The 16,121-nt window shown below is 35.7% G+C and carries 17 protein-coding genes, 1 riboswitch and 1 other annotated feature; of the genes, 14 read left to right on the top strand and 3 right to left on the bottom strand.

Annotated elements, in window-relative coordinates; genetic code table 11:
* Nucleotides 1-11 precede the first annotated feature (11 nt).
* From M014_RS0108150 to M014_RS0108125, 6 genes are all read left to right on the top strand, one after another.
* Nucleotides 12-1,634: a nitrite/sulfite reductase gene (locus M014_RS0108150; protein ID WP_026591277.1), complete on the top strand. Its 1,623-nt coding sequence runs from the start codon at nucleotides 12-14 to the stop codon at nucleotides 1,632-1,634.
* A gap of 13 nt (nucleotides 1,635-1,647) precedes the next feature.
* Nucleotides 1,648-1,860, top strand: a complete 213-nt coding sequence (locus M014_RS0108145; RefSeq protein WP_026591276.1) for a DUF3906 family protein — start codon at nucleotides 1,648-1,650, stop codon at nucleotides 1,858-1,860.
* A 158-nt stretch (nucleotides 1,861-2,018) separates the two neighbouring features.
* Entirely contained in the window at nucleotides 2,019-2,795 is a 777-nt protein-coding gene (gene cobA / locus M014_RS0108140; RefSeq protein ID WP_026591275.1) for a uroporphyrinogen-III C-methyltransferase, read from the top strand.
* Nucleotide 2,796: 1 nt separating this feature from the next.
* Nucleotides 2,797-3,555 (top strand): sirohydrochlorin chelatase, encoded by a 759-nt coding sequence (locus tag M014_RS0108135; protein ID WP_026591274.1) that lies wholly within the window; start codon nucleotides 2,797-2,799, stop codon nucleotides 3,553-3,555.
* Nucleotides 3,524-4,147 carry an NAD(P)-binding protein gene (locus tag M014_RS0108130; RefSeq protein ID WP_026591273.1) on the top strand — a complete coding sequence of 208 codons (624 nt, stop codon included), beginning with the start codon at nucleotides 3,524-3,526 and terminating at the stop codon, nucleotides 4,145-4,147. The genes M014_RS0108135 and M014_RS0108130 overlap by 32 nt, the downstream gene beginning before the upstream one ends.
* A gap of 54 nt (nucleotides 4,148-4,201) precedes the next feature.
* Nucleotides 4,202-4,448 (top strand) — a binding site (T-box leader).
* Between the two features lie 111 nt (nucleotides 4,449-4,559).
* Nucleotides 4,560-5,918, top strand: coding sequence for a sodium-dependent transporter (locus M014_RS0108125; protein ID WP_026591272.1), 1,359 nt, complete (start codon nucleotides 4,560-4,562; stop codon nucleotides 5,916-5,918).
* A gap of 81 nt (nucleotides 5,919-5,999) precedes the next feature.
* Here M014_RS0108125 and M014_RS29585 read toward each other — a convergent pair whose 3' ends face one another.
* Together M014_RS29585 and M014_RS0108115 are read right to left on the bottom strand one after the other, a co-directional pair.
* Nucleotides 6,000-6,164: a hypothetical protein gene (locus M014_RS29585; protein ID WP_170833661.1), complete on the bottom strand. Its 165-nt coding sequence runs from the start codon at nucleotides 6,162-6,164 to the stop codon at nucleotides 6,000-6,002.
* Nucleotides 6,165-6,302: 138 nt separating this feature from the next.
* Nucleotides 6,303-7,565, bottom strand: a complete 1,263-nt coding sequence (locus M014_RS0108115) for a murein hydrolase activator EnvC family protein (RefSeq protein WP_026591271.1) — start codon at nucleotides 7,563-7,565, stop codon at nucleotides 6,303-6,305.
* A gap of 495 nt (nucleotides 7,566-8,060) precedes the next feature.
* On the opposite strand from M014_RS0108115, the gene gltP reads away from it, so the two are divergent.
* From gltP to M014_RS0108100, 3 genes are all read left to right on the top strand, one after another.
* A complete protein-coding gene (gene gltP / locus M014_RS0108110) occupies nucleotides 8,061-9,332 on the top strand; it encodes a glutamate/aspartate:proton symporter GltP (RefSeq protein WP_026591270.1) in 1,272 nt (423 codons plus the stop codon).
* 66 nt (nucleotides 9,333-9,398) lie between these two features.
* Nucleotides 9,399-9,917, top strand: a complete 519-nt coding sequence (locus M014_RS0108105; RefSeq protein ID WP_026591269.1) for a DUF402 domain-containing protein — start codon at nucleotides 9,399-9,401, stop codon at nucleotides 9,915-9,917.
* Between the two features lie 152 nt (nucleotides 9,918-10,069).
* Nucleotides 10,070-10,174, top strand: a riboswitch (SAM riboswitch).
* Between the two features lie 95 nt (nucleotides 10,175-10,269).
* The gene (locus M014_RS0108100) at nucleotides 10,270-11,586 is read left to right on the top strand and encodes a Na+/H+ antiporter NhaC family protein (protein WP_026591268.1); all 1,317 of its coding nucleotides are present in this window, start codon (nucleotides 10,270-10,272) and stop codon (nucleotides 11,584-11,586) included.
* Nucleotides 11,587-11,651: 65 nt separating this feature from the next.
* Here M014_RS0108100 and M014_RS0108095 read toward each other — a convergent pair whose 3' ends face one another.
* A complete protein-coding gene (locus tag M014_RS0108095) occupies nucleotides 11,652-12,074 on the bottom strand; it encodes a GNAT family N-acetyltransferase (protein ID WP_026591267.1) in 423 nt (140 codons plus the stop codon).
* Between the two features lie 291 nt (nucleotides 12,075-12,365).
* Between M014_RS0108095 and M014_RS0108090 the strand changes: the two genes are divergently transcribed.
* From M014_RS0108090 to M014_RS0108070, 5 genes are all read left to right on the top strand, one after another.
* Nucleotides 12,366-12,722, top strand: coding sequence for a lmo0954 family membrane protein (locus M014_RS0108090; RefSeq protein WP_026591266.1), 357 nt, complete (start codon nucleotides 12,366-12,368; stop codon nucleotides 12,720-12,722).
* A 45-nt stretch (nucleotides 12,723-12,767) separates the two neighbouring features.
* A complete protein-coding gene (locus tag M014_RS0108085; RefSeq protein WP_026591265.1) occupies nucleotides 12,768-13,430 on the top strand; it encodes a PspA/IM30 family protein in 663 nt (220 codons plus the stop codon).
* Between the two features lie 107 nt (nucleotides 13,431-13,537).
* Nucleotides 13,538-14,278, top strand: coding sequence for a cell wall-active antibiotics response protein LiaF (gene liaF / locus M014_RS0108080; protein ID WP_026591264.1), 741 nt, complete (start codon nucleotides 13,538-13,540; stop codon nucleotides 14,276-14,278).
* Nucleotides 14,278-15,330: a sensor histidine kinase gene (locus M014_RS0108075; RefSeq protein WP_026591263.1), complete on the top strand. Its 1,053-nt coding sequence runs from the start codon at nucleotides 14,278-14,280 to the stop codon at nucleotides 15,328-15,330. The genes liaF and M014_RS0108075 overlap by 1 nt, the downstream gene beginning before the upstream one ends.
* Before the next feature lies 1 nt (nucleotide 15,331).
* A complete protein-coding gene (locus M014_RS0108070) occupies nucleotides 15,332-15,964 on the top strand; it encodes a response regulator (RefSeq protein ID WP_026591262.1) in 633 nt (210 codons plus the stop codon).
* The last annotated feature ends 157 nt before the right edge of the window (nucleotides 15,965-16,121 follow it).

The following is a 16,121-nucleotide window of genomic DNA, read 5'->3' as shown; positions in this document are numbered from 1 at the left end:
GGGGAATAAAAATGAGTTATGAAAAAGTGTGGGCAAACAATGAAAAGTTAAATGCTACAGAGAAAAAGAAATTAGAAAAAGACGGGTTAGAAATTTTTAAAGCGATTCCGTATTATGCTGAACATGGATTTGATTCTATTCCAAAAGAAGAATGGGATTCATTTAAATGGGCGGGGTTATATTTACAGCGGCCAAAAGAAGCGGGATATTTTATGATGCGCGTGAATATTCCTTCTGGTATTTTAACGAATGAACAAGTGGAGGTATTGGCTTCGATTGCGGAAGATTATGGTCGTGATGTTCTGGATATTACTACAAGGCAGGCGATTCAATTCCATTGGCTTGAAATTGGTCAAATACCAGATATTTTTGACCGATTAGAAAAAGTAGGATTATCATCAGCTGGAGCTTGCGGTGATATTACAAGAAATATCATTGGGAATCCTCTTGCTGGTATTGATGGTGACGAATTATTTGATACAGCACCAATTGTAAAAGAAGTGTATGAGTTCTTCCAACATAATGAAGAATTCTCGAATTTACCTCGAAAATTTAAAATGTCAATCAGCACAAATGTATATAATGCAGCAAATGCTGAAATTAACTGTGCTGCCTTTATTCCAGCTACAAAAGAGATTGATGGAAAAACAGTGGAAGGATTTCATTTACGAGTAGGCGGAGGATTATCTGCCCGTCCGTATTTAGCGCAAGAGCTAGATTTGTTCATCCTTCCTGAGCAAGTGAAAACAGTAGCGATTGCAATTGCTACAGTTTTCCGTGATTTCGGATATCGTGAAAAACGACATTTAGCACGTTTGAAATTCTTAGTTGCCGATTGGGGACCGGAAAAATTTAAAGACAAATTATTAGAATATACAGGGCCTTTACATGATAAAGGAAAAGATGCTTTAAAAGGGTGGAACGCGGGTTATTTCTACGGTGTTCATAAGCAAAAACAAGGTGATTTATCATACGTTGGTTTTAACGTACCTGTTGGACGTTTACATTCTGAGGAGTTCTTTGAAATTGCTAGAATTGCGAAACAGTACGGAAATGGAGAGATTCGTACATGTAATTCCCAAAATTTAATCATTCCGAATATTACGAAAGAAAATGTGGAGGGACTGTTAAAAGAACCTTTATTTGAATCTATTTCTGCAAGTCCAAAATCTTTTATAGGATATGCAGTATCGTGTACAGGGATTGAATATTGTAACCTTGCATTAGTGGAAACGAAAGAAAGACTACGTAATATTGCAGATTATTTAGATACGCAGCTTGTTTTAGATGTTCCGGTTCGTATTCATATGGTAGGGTGTCCAAATTCATGTGGGCAAAGACAAATTGCAGACATTGGTTTGCAAGGGGTGAAATTGAAAACGAAAGAAAAAGGAATTGTGGAAGCGTTTGAAATTTATGTAGGTGGTACGTTATTAGATGGTGGCGTCTATAACCAAAAATTAAAAGGGAAAATTGATGGGGAAGACCTTCCAAATGTTCTTGTATCATTTTTAACATATTTTAAAGAGCATAAACTGCCAGCTGAAACATTTTATGAGTTTGTTGGACGCATTGGTATAGAAGATTTACAATCCGCGTTAAATGTTATTTTAGAAGAAGTGATTGCATCATAGGGGGGAGGGCAATATGGATTTATATCGTTTTGAAGCAGTATTGGAAAATGGTGTTATTCCTGTAGTAGTTGTTGCACAAAGTGAAGAACAGGCATTTAGACTTGTGGAAGTAGAATTAGAGAAGTATTTTTTACCGCTGCCAGAAGTTAAGGAAATCTCTCTATATGAAAAAAAGAAGATTCGAAAAGGGGCAGCATTTGTCATTCATGAGCAAGAGACGTCGTAATACAAAATATTGGAAAGTTGGTAGAAAACGAGTGGAAATCCCACTTTGTTCTTTATAGTCATGACGTAAATGTCAGTAAATCAAAATGGGTATATATTGAAACTTCCATTCGTAATAGGGATGGAAGTTTCACTTTATAGTAGAAATGAGGAGAGATGATGGGAAAAGTATATATTGTTGGCGCAGGGCCGGGAGATCCAGATTTAATTTCTGTAAAAGGAGTCAAGTGTATCAAGCAAGCAGATGTCATTTTATATGATCGTCTTGTAAATAAAGAATTACTTTCTTATGCAAAGCCAAATGCAGATTTAATATATTGCGGGAAGCTCCCAAACTATCACACGATGAAACAAGAAACAATTCATGCGTTTCTTGTTAAATATGCGAAAAAAGGGAAAATTGTAACGCGCTTAAAAGGTGGGGATCCATTTGTATTTGGAAGAGGGGGAGAAGAAGCTGAAGTATTAGCGAAGCAAGGTATTCCATTTGAAATTGTACCTGGTATTACAGCTGGGATTGCTGCTTCAGCATATGCAGGTATTCCTGTTACTCATCGAGACGCGAGCGCGAGTTTTGCTGTTGTGACAGGGCATCGAAAAGATGGTGCTGAAGAAGAAGTGAAGTGGGAAAACTTAGCGAAAGGGGTCGACACGCTTGCTGTTTATATGGGAGTAAGTAATCTTCCTTATATATGTGAACAACTTTTGAAACATGGAAAAGAGGAAGATACACCTGTTGCTATTGTGGAGTGGGGAACTACATCATCTCAGCGAACTATTACAGGAACGTTGGGAACAATTGTAACGATTGCCGGGAATGAGCAGATTCAAAATCCGAGTATGATTGTGATTGGGGAAGTTGTTCGTTTTCGTGAAAAAATTCATTGGTTTGAACAACAGGCTGATACTACGTATCCAGTAAGTGGAGTGTTATAAAATGAAAGCTGTATTATATATATGCCATGGAAGTAGGCTCCGAGAGGCGAAAGAGGAAGCAATAGATTTTGTTTCTTCTTGTATGAATCGTGTGTCAGCTCCTATTCAAGAGCTGTGCTTTTTAGAGTTAACAAGGCCTTCTATTTCAGAAGGGTTTGCCGCTTGTGTAAGAAGAGGAGCAACAGAAGTTGTTGTTGTTCCTGTTTTTTTATTAGCAGCAGGGCATGTGAAAGAAGATATTCCAAATGAATTGAAAAAACTGCAAAATAAATATCCGCACATTGCAATTACTTATGGAAATCCGTTTGGTGTTTCAGAACCCCTTGTATCAGCTACGTACGAGGGAAGTGGCATTAAAGTTTCTGAAAGCGAAGTGACTTTATTACTTGTCGCAAGAGGAAGTAGTGATCCTAGGGCATTAGAAGATATGAAACGTATTGCTTCTTTGTTTGAAAAAGAAGAGAAAGTTAAAAAGGTAGAAGTATGTTATTTAGCTGCAGCAGAACCGCGATTTGAAGAAAAGTTAAAAGAAGTTGTAAAACGAGCTAATGAGAACATCGTCGTTCTTCCTTATTTATTATTTACAGGATTGCTAATGAAACATATTGAACGAGAAGTTCGCAATTATAGTAATTTGAATATATATGTAAGTCCTTATTTGGGAAGAAATCATGTGTTTCAAGAGGTATTGATCCAGAAGACGGAAGAAATTTTAAGGGGAGATGAACGTGTATCCACTTACAGTTCGAATTACAAATAAACGAGTTATTGTCATTGGTGGTGGACGAGTAGCGTCATATAAAATAGCTCCTTTACTAAAAGAAGGAGCGGATATAGTTGTAGTGAGTCATGATTTAGATCCGAGCTTAGTGAAGCTTGTAGAATCAAAGCAAATTCGTTGGTTTCAAAAGGACTATGAAAAAAGTGATTTAGAAGATGCATTTTTAGTAGTAGCAGCTACAAGTGATGCGATATTAAATGAACATATTGCACAAGATGCATCATTAAACCAGCTTGTTAATGTAATTACTAACCCTGAAAGTGGAAATGTTCATTTTCCAGCGACTATTCATAGAGGGAAGCTCAATGTTGCTGTTTCTACTGGAGGTGCAAGTCCAAAACTTGCGAAAAAAATTCGAGATGATATTGCGGAAAAATATGATGATGTGTATGAAGGGTACCTTGATTTTTTATATGAGGCGAGAATGAAGGTGAAGAAATTGTCTCTAGAAAAAAGAAGACAGCACATTTTATTACAAGAAGTGTTGAAGTCTGAGTACATTCAAAATCCGCAAAAAAGGGAAAGATTTTTACAAGAGTTAGATGAAAGGGGATATAAAAGAATAGATTAAATACTTCTTTACAAACATAGCAATCTACTCTATAATCACTAGTAACTTCAATATATGAAATCGATGAGCAAGAAGAGTACGTATATTTGATGCGTTCAGAGAGCTGGGATAAGGTGTGAGCCCGGTACGATAAAATATACAGAATGGGCTTGCGAGAGGTATGCTGAACATTTTAGTAGGCAGCCCGGGTTCCGCCGTTAAAAGGATAGGGTATCGGATGTTTCCTGTACCTGAACAAGTGGGATTGTTTAATCCAATTGAGGTGGTACCACGGTATTCTATTACATATATCGTCCTCTACATGCATAGTAGCGTGTAGGGGACTTTTTTATTTTCTAAAGGAGGTGTGCGAGTATGAAATGAAAGTGTATAATTAATAAAAGTGTAAATATTCAGAAAAGGGGATTTTATCATGAAAGAAACACAGCAATGGACGTCGAAAATAGGTTTTGTACTCGCAGCAGCCGGAGCCGCAGTAGGACTTGGAGCGATATGGAAATTTCCATACGTTGCAGGTAATGGTGGAGGAGGAGCATTTTTCCTAGTCTTCTTATTATTAACTTTGTTTATTGGTATGCCTCTTCTTATAGCTGAGTTTGTTATAGGTCGTAGTACACAAAAAGAAGCGGTTACTGCATATAAATTGTTAGTACCAAATAGTAAATTATATCCATGGATTGGTCGTATGGGCGTTGTTACTTGTTTTAGTGTATTATCCTTTTATAGCGTCGTAGGTGGATGGATTTTATTATATCTATATTATAGTGTGACAGGGGATTTTTGGAGCGGGGCAGTTGAATATGGAAAATTGTTTGAACAAACAATTTCGAATCCTGCTAGTGCAGTAGGCGCTCAGCTGATCTTTATGCTTTGTACTATTTTCGTTGTAAGTAAAGGTGTAGAAAAAGGAATCGAAAAAGCAAGTAAGTATATGATGCCGCTATTATTTATTTTGTTTATTGCTATTATTATCCGTTCTCTTACACTTGATGGCGCATGGGCCGGGGTAGAGTTTTTCTTAAAACCTGATTTTTCAAAGTTAACAGCAGATACGATTTTATATGCGATGGGACAATCTTTCTTCTCGTTAACGGTAGGAGCCTCTGTGATGGTAACGTATAGTTCGTACTTAAAGAAGGAGGAGCATTTAGCGAAATCAGCAACATCCATCGTAAGTTTAACTGTTTTTATTACAGTACTTGCAGGTTTAGCGATTTTCCCGGCGATCTTTGCATTGGGGGTTAAACCAACAGAAGGACCGGGATTACTGTTTATCGTTCTTCCTGCTGTATTTGCGAAAATACCATTCGGACAATTTTTCTTTATTATGTTTTTAATTTTATTCTTCTTTGCAACTTTAACTTCTGCAATCTCGATGCTTGAAATTGTTGTCGCGTCTGTAGCGAAAGATAATGAGAAGAAACGTCCTTCAGCATCATTTATTATCGGATTACTCATTTTTGCCGTTGGAATTCCATGTGCTCTATCATTTGGTGTTATGAGTGATGTAAAAATCTTTGGGAAAACATTTTTTGACTTAGTAGATTTTACGGTAAGTAATGTATTGCTGCCGTTAGGAGTACTAGCGATTTCATTGTTTGTGCCAAATAAAATGAGTAAAGATTTATTAATGAAGGAGTTAGAAGTTACAGAAACAAAAGGAAAAACATTATTTAACGTGTGGTTTTTCTTGTTACGCTATATTATTCCAGTAACAGTAGTAATTGTATTTTTGAATGCAATTGGTGTGTTTCAAATGTTTACAAAATAAAAAGGCGAGGGGGATTCCCTGCCTTTTTATTTTATCCCGCTATTCGCGGACAGTAATACTCTCGTTGGTTAAAGTTTCACTTTATTGTGATGTAGATGTTTGTAATAAACGAGTATATGTCTTATAAGCTGTAGCAATTGATATAACGGAACCAATTAAAAATAGGATCGCACTACCAAGCGTAAATAATCGGCCAACATATGTTTCTTTGGCTTCTTGTAGTTCTGCTTGTTGTTCTATATTCATGTGTATCCCCCCAGATGAATAGGCATTTTGTTTTAGTTTATGTAAAATGCCTATAAAGTGTTAAAAACAAAGGGGCTTATAATAAAGAATATAATTTGGACATAAATAAAAAAACTCGGTATGCACCGAGTTTTTTATTTATAATCCGATATAAGGAGAAGGATCAACGGCATTTGTTTTACCTACATTCCATTCACCGATATGAAGTTCGAAGTGTAAATGCTGTCCGAAAGATTGGCCAGTGTTTCCCATGAATCCTAATTGTTCGCCTTGTTTTACAGTTTGTCCGTTCGATACAGAACGACTGCTCATATGAGCGTATACTGTTGTATAAGTTTTACCATTGATACGATGTGATAAATACACGACATTTCCGTAACTGGATGACATCTCGGAACGAATGACAACGCCATCAGCAGCTGCAATAATTGGAACTGTTCCGGAAGCAGCGATATCAATTCCTTTATGGTTATCTAAAGAACGTGCGCCGAATCCAGATGTTTTTGAACCGGCTGCTGGCTTAATAAATCCACCTTTGTTTGTATCTTGTGGTGTTGGAGCAGCTTCTGAAGATGTAGTAGCTTGTTTCAAAGTTTCCTCTACCTTACGTGCCTCTTCAGCTTTCCGAGCTTCTTCTGCGCGTTTTTCTTCTTCAATCGCCTTTTGAACAGCTTGACGTTGATTTTCTAAAATACTTTTTGATTCTTCTAATCCTTCAATCTCAGAATCTACTTTTGATACTTTGGTATGTAAATCGTTAATAAGTGTCTGTTGTTCTTGTTGGTTTTTCTGAAGTTCTTGTTGTTTTTGCTCCAATTGTTGCTCGGATTCTTTTAGTTGTTGTTCTATTTTTTCAACGGCCTCTTTTTCTGCCTTTACAGTTTCTTGATCAGTTGTTTGCTTTTTTACGATGTCTGTGTCGTTATTTAAAATTAAACTAACAGAATACACATTATCGACAAGGTCGGCAAAATTGTTTGAGTTCATCAATACTTCAGTTATGATGTTTGTTCGTGGTTTCTCTTGCATAGATTGTAGTCGTTGTTTAATGACATCTTGGCGAGTGTCAATATTAGTTTGTAATTGCTCAATATGTTTCTTTTTTTCAGCAATTGTTTGTTGTGTTTTACTAATTTCTTTTTTTGTATCGTTTAATTCAGTTTCGTTTTTATTAATAGAAGTCGTTAAATCATCGATTTTTTTCTGTAATTCTTGTATTTCTTTTTCAATTTGTTCTTTCTCTGCTGATTTGTCCTGTAATTCTTGTTGATTGCCTTCTAACTCGGCTTGAATATTAGATAATTTATCTTGACTTGTTTCTGCATATGCTGGTGATAGCAAAGGAGAAACAAAAATAGTCCCTGCGGCTAAAACGCTGAAAGCTGCAAATTTCTTCTTCATTGTTGTCTAGCTCCCTTCTCTATGAATGTATATATCATAAGGAGAAGAAGAGTGTCTATTGTTGTAATCATAATGTAAAGGAAATTTTATAAAATTGCTAAGATTTGTCGGAATTTAGCATGATTTGGAGGAGTTTGTCATCAGTTTGAAACTATGTAATGGGATCCAAAATCGGATTTAAAAATTTTTTTGATGTGAAACGAGTGAGAAATGTTGGCATTTTTCATAATGAAATCGTTTTTTTGAAACCTATAAATCACTAGTGAGGAATCGTTCTCATGTTAGGTTTTCTGACATGGGTTTTGTTTTTGTCAAGAAAATTATTTGTATTCATGCAAAGTTATTTTGTTGTCAGATTTAATTTTATGATTTATCATTTTAAACAGGGACAAATGTAGTGAATTGTCGAATAATATGTAATACTCTTAATTTCACTGTTTCATAACAAACGAGAAAAATAGAGTAAAAGCATCTAAGAAGGGGGTTGCAGCAAGTATGAAAAGAATTGGACTTGCATGGCAAATTTTAATAGGTCTTGCGCTGGGTATTGCGGTAGGGGCGATTTTTTATGGCAATACAGCAGTTGTAGGATACTTACAACCAATTGGTGATATTTTCATTCGATTAATTAAAATGATTGTTGTACCAATTGTCGTAGCGAGCATCGTTGTTGGTGTTGCTGGCGTAGGTGATGTAAAGAAGCTTGGACGATTAGGCGGAAAAACAATTATTTATTTTGAAATCATTACAACAATTGCAATCGTTGTAGGCCTACTGGTAGCGAATATTTTCCAACCAGGACAAGGCGTAGATATGAGTAAATTAACAAAGACAGATATTTCTAAATATACACACACGACAGAACAAGTACAGAGTCACTCTTTTGCAGATACATTTGTAAACATTGTTCCGACAAATATTGTGAAATCTCTAGCTGATGGTGATATGCTTGCTATCATTTTCTTCTCTGTACTATTTGGTTTAGGCGTTGCAGCAATTGGTGAAAGAGGAAGACCAGTTCTTCAATTTTTCCAAGGTGTGGCAGATGCGATGTTTTATGTAACGAACCAAGTTATGAAATTTGCACCGTTTGGTGTATTTGCTTTAATTGGTGTTACAGTTTCTACATTTGGTCTATCGTCATTAATCCCATTAGGGAAATTGCTCATTGTCGTATATGGAGCAATGATTTTCTTCGTTGTCGTTGTATTAGGCTTGACAGCGAAAATATTCGGAATTAATATTTTCCAATTCTTCAAGATTTTGAAAGATGAACTTATTTTAGCATATTCTACTGCAAGTTCAGAAACGGTTTTACCGAAAATTATGGAGAAAATGGAGAAGTTTGGTTGTCCAAAAGCAATTACTTCTTTCGTTATTCCGACAGGCTATTCGTTTAACTTAGATGGATCTACATTATATCAAGCAATTGCAGCAATTTTCTTAGCGCAAATGTATGGTATTGATTTATCAATTTCGCAGCAAGTTACATTATTGCTTGTATTAATGGTGACATCTAAAGGGATTGCGGGTGTACCAGGCGTATCATTCGTTGTATTGTTAGCAACACTTGGCACAGTAGGTATTCCGCCGGAAGGCTTAGCATTTATCGCAGGTATTGACCGTATTTTAGATATGGCTCGTACAGCAGTTAACGTAGTTGGTAACTCTTTAGCAGCTGTTGTTATGTCTAAGTGGGAAGGTCAATATGATGAAGCAAAAGGACAAGCTTATCTAAAAGAACTTTCAGAGAAGCGAGCAGCTTAATTGGTAATGAATAAAGCCCTCACAATAGAGTGAGGGCTTTTCTGCATAGAGAATGGAGAGGGAATAATGAAAAGAAAGTATGGGGATGGTTCTTCTTGGAATCGGTTAATAGAGAAAACATATGAAGTAAAGGCAATAGAGCAAGGTATGTTAGGTATATTGCGTATACAAAAGGTAAAAGAGCCGAGCTATAAGAAATATAATGATCGAGAGCTTTGTATTGTAGATGCAGGTTATACGTGGGTGCAGTATTTTATAAACAATAAGAACTTTGCCATCACAGCTATGTTAAATGAAAAAAGGGAATTAGTGCAGTATTATATTGATGTGGCTAAAGAATATAAAATAGATGAGCGAGGTATGCCATATTTTGATGATTTATATTTGGATGTAGTGTTATTACCTAATGGGGATATATATTTGCTTGATGAAGATGAATTAGAAGAGGCATATAGAGATGGAGATATTTCTAAAGAGGAATATAATGAATCGGTGGATACAGCAAAATGGCTTATCGAAGTAATTGAAAAAGAAAAATTCCCTTGGATTACACTTTTAGAAAAAGAAATTCAAAAATTAAAATGAATATTTTTCGTTTGTAATGCTTGATTTATTCGTACTTTTGTATAAATATCAAAAAAATACCAACTATTTTTATACAAATAATAATTGACTTTTGATTAGTAAGCGGGTAAAGTTAGGGAAGAAATTATTATTAAAAAATAAAATATGAAACCTTCTTATAAAGAGAGGCGGAGGGACTGGCCCTACGATGCCTCGGCAGCGGACTCACGATAGAGTGCTGTGCCAAATCCAGCAAGCATGTGCTTGAAAGATGAGGAGAGTGTTTCTTATAGATGTATAAGACCTCTTCTCTTTGGAAGAGGTCTTTTGTTATTGGATAGAAAAGGTTTAGAATTAGGGGAGAGATGTTATTTTGAAACAAACGAGAGGAAATGGCTTAGCATTATTACCACTTGGAATATTTTTAGCACTATTTATTGGTTCTGGAATCATTACAGGTGATTTTTATAAATTGCCGATACTAGTAGCGATTTTAATTGCTGTAGGAATTGCATTAGCGATGAATAGAAAAGAAAGTTTTACAGCAAAAGTAGAACGGTTTGCCAAAGGGGCTGGTAATCCGGATATTATGATTATGGTGTTAATCTTTGTACTTGCAGGTGCGTTTTCTGAAACAGCAAAAGGAATGGGTGGAGTTGATTCTACAGTTAATTTAGCGCTGTCTATTTTACCGCAAGGATTTATCGTTGCTGGAATTTTTGTTATAGGGTCCTTTATTTCATTAGCAATGGGAACTTCAATGGGAACGATTGCTGCATTAGCACCAATTGCAGTCGGTATTAGCCAACAAACAGATATTTCTATTGCACTAGTAATGGCAACAGTTGTTGGCGGAGCGATGTTTGGTGATAATTTATCATTTATTTCTGATACAACAATTGCAGCGGTTCGCTCGCAAGGTACGGAAATGAAGGATAAGTTTAAAACAAACTTTTTAATTGTATTACCAGCTGCTGTTATTACCATCGTATTATTGGTTGTGCTTACACTTGGAAATGATGCAGAAATAAAAGCTCATGCATTCGATTGGGTGAAAATTTTACCGTATGCGGGTGTGTTAATAACCGCGTTACTTGGTTGGAATGTACTTATTGTATTAACGGGCGGAACGGTTTTATCAGGTATTATTGGTCTTATTGATGGGAGTTACACATTGGCAAGCTTCTTTAAAAGTGTAACAACAGGAATTAATGGTATGATGGAGCTAGTACTTTTATCGATTTTAATCGGAGGAATGGTTGAAATCATTCAATATAATGGTGGTATTCAGTATTTAATGGACGTATTAACACGTAATATTCGTTCGAAAAAAGGTGCTGAATTTGGAATTGCTGGTTTAGTAAGCATGACAAATATGTGCACAGCGAATAACACGATTTCTATCATATTTACTGGCCCTCTTGCAAAAAACATTGCGGATCAATATGAAATTGATCCACGAAAATCAGCAAGTGTATTGGATCTTTTCTCATGTTGTATACAAGGGTTGATTCCGTATGGTGCTCAAATGTTAACGGCAGCAGGATTTGCAGCATTGTCACCGGTTGAATTGTTACCATATGCGTTTTATCCAATTTTGGTTGGGATTTGTGGTGTGATTTCTATCTTAATAGGCTTTCCGCGATTTTCAAAAGTAGCAGAAAAAAAGCAATATCATAAAACAGCTTGACCTTAATGTGAATCGTATAGAATATAAAAACGCTCAGCCAATAAATGCTGGGCGTTTTTTGCTACTTATAAATCCTTCTTTAAATAGTAATGCTTATAGTCTCTTCCTACATTATCAAGAATACCAAATTCTTGATAACCGTGCTTTTTATAAAAGTCTAAGGCTTGAAAGCTTAAAGTATCAACTTTTATAAAATCACAACTTCTTTCTAAAGCAATTTTTTCTACTTCTAACAACAATTTGGATCCATATCCTAATTTGCGGATGTCTTCATCAATCAAAAGAGTATGAATCTCTAACCAGTTCCAGCAAACTTCACCTAATAGTCCTCCGCGGACCTTGTCATTTTCATCTTTAAGAAATAAATGAATTTCTGAGTATCTTCCTCTTAAATCTGGTGGGAAATGTTTTAAATTATATTCGTAAAGAGCATTGTTGATATAGTTTTTATCGGCAGTATTCATTTCTTTTACAATATGAAAATTCATAATATAAGTCTCCCTTTATTTGGATATAGCCTTCTTCCTCATTTTAACATATTTTTCAAAGTTAATTTCTAAAAATTTTGATTTTGTGTAAACTTCACTATATTTAACTTTAAAGCGAATATTATCATTCAAAGTAGCAAAAAAGTCTTTGTTTCTATATATATGAGATTTGTAAAGGGCTGAATGCGACTCAGTCTTAAGTCCGAGATGAAAACGGTTCTTAAGCTCGTTATGGAAAAACGAAAAAATAGTTAAGATAAGAGTATCAAATCGAAGGGAGGCAAGCACAAGATGAAACAATTTCTAGCGTTTATCGCAGCTGGTATTTTGGCTTTAATTGCTCTTGGAAGTCTTGCTGGTATAGTAGGATTCGCAATTGGAGCAGGAATTGTGTATTGGAGCTATAAATCATTTGTGCGGGCACAATCATTTTTTGGGAAATTAGCTTGGGGTATTGGTGGTTTAATCGGCTTGTCAATCGCCCTATCTCATTCACCGGCATTAATCGGTATTGCGGCATTAGTAGTTCTATACTACGGATACCGTGAGTGGAAAAAAGAAAAACATGTAGTAGTTGATTCTGCTTCAGAAGGTTCTAAACCATATAGTAACTTTGAAGATGAATGGAATAAGTTAATGAAAAACTAATATAAAACAACTTAAATCATAAAATAAAAGAGAGGAAGATTTATAATGAAACAATCTTTATTCGGACGTGTGCGCGATGCAATTTTAGCAGATTTTCATAATGTATTAGATGAGAAAGAAAGAAAGAATCCAATCGCTATGTTAAACCAATATTTACGCGATAGTGAGCGTGAAGTAACAAAAATTGAAAAGTTAATCCAACGTCATAAAACATTAAAATCTAACTTTGCTCGTGAACTTGAACAGGCTCGTTACTTCGTAAATAAGAGATCAAAGCAAGCTGTAATTGCGCAAGAAGCAGGAGAAATGCAATTGCATGAACGTGCATTAGAAGAAGTAGCATACTACGAAGGGCAAGTGGCTCGACTAGAAGAAATGTATGCAGGTGTAGTGGAGCAAATTGATGAATTAGAACGCCGTCTTTCTGAAATGAAAAATAAGCTAAAAGAAATGAATGCAAAGCGTATGGAATTAATGGCACGCGAAAATATGGCTCATGCGAACCGTCGTATGAATACAGCTCTTCATAAAATGGATGAGAATAATCCGTTCTTACGATTTGAAGAAATTGAAGATCACATTCGTGATTTAGAGCTTCGTATGAATGAGGATCATGAGCGTGATACATTTGATATGAAAATTGCAAAACTTGAACGCGAAATGAAAGAAAAAAATGAAGTATCTTTAGACAAAGAAGTAATAAAATAATTGTAGTATATTATAAAATGAGCTTATGATATAGTGGTAGAAGAAAAGGTGTTGGAAAGCAATACCTTTTTCTTCTATTTATATGTAACAAGAAGGGGGGAGCTGAAATGAAGAAACAATTTTCAAAAACACAATTATTGGGGATGCTCCTCATCGTATTTGGATTTGGTCTTTTTCTTGATATGGTTCTCGGACATTTTGAACCAGGGGCCCTTATTTTTGCGTTTATTATGATTATGTTCGGAAGGCATTATCGGAAAAAGAATCGTTATGTGAGAGGGAATGTGTTTTTATTTGTTGGGGGGATTGTTTTTTTATTCTTCCTGTTTTCATCAGCGGCCTTCGTGCTAGTTGTATTTGCTTGCATAGCTTTTATTGGTTATCAACTTATTCAAGGACAGCAGAAACCAAAAACTATACAAGTTGAAATTAAGGAAAAAGGATATATAGATGAAGAAAAACAAATCTATCGCACAGAACCATACCTTAAGAATATAATGGTTGGTAACATAAGAATGATGGACCATATTTATGAGTTAGAAGATATTAATGTCCAGTACGGAGTCGGTGATGTTGAAATTGATTTGACAACGGCAATGATTCCCGAAGGAGAAACGGTCATTGTTATTCGTGGTGTTATTGGGAACATTCGTTTATATGTTCCGTATGATATCGAACTATCTTTAAACCATTCTGTCATCATGGGGAGAGTTTCGCTTCCGGGGCATGAAGAAACAGGTTTTAATCGAAATGTGACGTTTAGGACAGAACAGTATAAAGAAACTTCTCGCCGAATTAAAATTATTTCTTCGCTTGTCGTAGGCGATACGGAAGTGAGGAAAGTATAATGAAAAAGCAAGGAAATATTTCATGGATGTACATTCGTTATTCTATGTTATCTTCTGTTAGTATTGCACTTATTTGTACAGTTGTATATGTATGGAAAAGCGGACAGGATGTATATGATTTATTATGGAAAGAATCCATTGCTTCTGTTCCAATCGGCTTGTTAATTATAAGTACAAGTCTTCTTATGGGTGGAATTGTAGGATATGCGATTGGTTATTATATGCAGCAGCGTATTCAAGGCTTGAATACTTTCTTGTTTGAAGTAGAGCGTGGGAACTTTCCAAAGGATGTTTCGTTTACTGCAGAAGATGAATTTCATGAAGTAGAACGAAAAGTAATTGCGCTTGCTCGAAGATTAGAGGAACAAGCTGGATTATTTCAAAAGGTAACGAATGAACGAGCTCATTGGAATGAAGAAATGAGACAAGAAGCGATTTCTCAGGAAAGGCATCGACTAGCAAGGGAACTGCATGATTCAGTGAGTCAGCAGCTTTTTGCAATGTCTATGATGATGTCAGCGATTAATGAACAAGTAGATCATATGCCAGAAACAACGAAAAAACAATTACAACTTGTAGAAAATATGGTTGTCAATGCGCAATCGGAAATGAGAGCATTACTTCTCCATTTACGTCCTGTACAACTTGAAGGTAAAAAGTTAACAGAGGGTATAGAGGAGTTGTTAACAGAACTTTCTAGAAAACAACATATGAAAATTGAATGGTTGATTGAACCGATTCAATTAAAAAAAGGTGTAGAAGATCATTTATTCCGTATTGTACAAGAGGCATTGTCTAATACATTACGACATGCCAAAGCGAAGAAAACGGAGGTACGCCTTCGCCAAATTGATCAATATGCGATTTTGAAAATCATTGATGATGGTGTTGGATTTGAAGTAGGTGTCAATAAAGCTGGATCATATGGTCTAAGGTCCATTCAAGAGCGTGTTCATGAAATTGGTGGAACATTAAAGGTGCTAAGTTTTCCGAATAAAGGTACACAAATTGAAGTGAAAGTACCAATTATGATAGAGAGAGAGGAAGAGTAGCATGATTAAAGTATTGCTTGTTGATGATCATGAAATGGTGCGGATGGGTGTATCAGCATATTTATCCACTCAGCCGGATATTGAAGTTGTTGGGGAAGCTGAAAATGGAAGAAAAGGTTCAGAATTAGCATTAGCATTAAAGCCAGATATTATTTTAATGGACCTTGTTATGGATGAAATGGATGGTGTGGAGGCAACGCGTACGATTATTCAAGAATGGCCAGAAGCAAAAATTGTTGTCGTGACAAGCTTTTTAGACGATGAAAAACTATATCCTGTCATTGAAGCAGGGGCAACGAGCTATTTATTAAAAACATCAAGAGCGAGCGATATCGCAGATGCAGTACGAGCGACTTATGATGGAGAAACAGTACTTGAGCCGAAAGTTACTGGAAAAATGATGTCTCGTATGCGTCAAAAGAAAGAACAGCCACTTCATGAAGATTTAACGGAACGAGAGTTTGAAATCTTATTATTAGTTGCAGAAGGAAAAAGTAATCAAGAAATAGCAGATGAGCTATTTATTGCACTAAAAACTGTGAAGACACATGTAAGTAATATATTAAATAAATTGAATGTAAGTGATCGTACGCAGGCGGTTATTTATGCTTTTAGACATCAGTTAACGAAATAAGATGGAGCTTCCACTGGATATGACTGGTTTCATTAGTGGAAGTTTTTTATCTTATGATTGGTGGACAGAAAGATCTCCACTTCCCACCGATTAAAGTTTCACTTTATTGACGAATTCATTTGAGAGCGCTATCATTTGAGTAGAAACGAGTAAAAAA

This window comes from Bacillus sp. UNC437CL72CviS29, from assembly GCF_000482345.1.
In the GTDB taxonomy this organism is placed as follows: domain Bacteria; phylum Bacillota; class Bacilli; order Bacillales; family Bacillaceae_G; genus Bacillus_A; species Bacillus_A arachidis.
The sequence above is the reverse complement of the archived record's forward strand: the minus strand, read 5'-3'. Positions and strand labels throughout refer to the sequence as shown.

What these genes read in the sequence shown, in the direction of transcription:
- M014_RS0108150 (WP_026591277.1), top strand. Translation starts at nt 12, where the DNA reads ATGAGTTATGAAAAAGTGTGGGCAAACAATGAAAAGTTAAATGCTACA.
- M014_RS0108145 (WP_026591276.1), top strand. Translation starts at nt 1,648, where the DNA reads ATGGATTTATATCGTTTTGAAGCAGTATTGGAAAATGGTGTTATTCCT.
- cobA (WP_026591275.1), top strand. Translation starts at nt 2,019, where the DNA reads ATGGGAAAAGTATATATTGTTGGCGCAGGGCCGGGAGATCCAGATTTA.
- M014_RS0108135 (WP_026591274.1), top strand. Translation starts at nt 2,797, where the DNA reads ATGAAAGCTGTATTATATATATGCCATGGAAGTAGGCTCCGAGAGGCG.
- M014_RS0108125 (WP_026591272.1), top strand. Translation starts at nt 4,560, where the DNA reads ATGAAAGAAACACAGCAATGGACGTCGAAAATAGGTTTTGTACTCGCA.
- M014_RS29585 (WP_170833661.1), bottom strand. Translation starts at nt 6,164, where the DNA reads ATGAATATAGAACAACAAGCAGAACTACAAGAAGCCAAAGAAACATAT.
- M014_RS0108115 (WP_026591271.1), bottom strand. Translation starts at nt 7,565, where the DNA reads ATGAAGAAGAAATTTGCAGCTTTCAGCGTTTTAGCCGCAGGGACTATT.
- gltP (WP_026591270.1), top strand. Translation starts at nt 8,061, where the DNA reads ATGAAAAGAATTGGACTTGCATGGCAAATTTTAATAGGTCTTGCGCTG.
- M014_RS0108105 (WP_026591269.1), top strand. Translation starts at nt 9,399, where the DNA reads ATGAAAAGAAAGTATGGGGATGGTTCTTCTTGGAATCGGTTAATAGAG.
- M014_RS0108095 (WP_026591267.1), bottom strand. Translation starts at nt 12,074, where the DNA reads ATGAATTTTCATATTGTAAAAGAAATGAATACTGCCGATAAAAACTAT.
- M014_RS0108090 (WP_026591266.1), top strand. Translation starts at nt 12,366, where the DNA reads ATGAAACAATTTCTAGCGTTTATCGCAGCTGGTATTTTGGCTTTAATT.
- M014_RS0108085 (WP_026591265.1), top strand. Translation starts at nt 12,768, where the DNA reads ATGAAACAATCTTTATTCGGACGTGTGCGCGATGCAATTTTAGCAGAT.
- liaF (WP_026591264.1), top strand. Translation starts at nt 13,538, where the DNA reads ATGAAGAAACAATTTTCAAAAACACAATTATTGGGGATGCTCCTCATC.
- M014_RS0108075 (WP_026591263.1), top strand. Translation starts at nt 14,278, where the DNA reads ATGAAAAAGCAAGGAAATATTTCATGGATGTACATTCGTTATTCTATG.
- M014_RS0108070 (WP_026591262.1), top strand. Translation starts at nt 15,332, where the DNA reads ATGATTAAAGTATTGCTTGTTGATGATCATGAAATGGTGCGGATGGGT.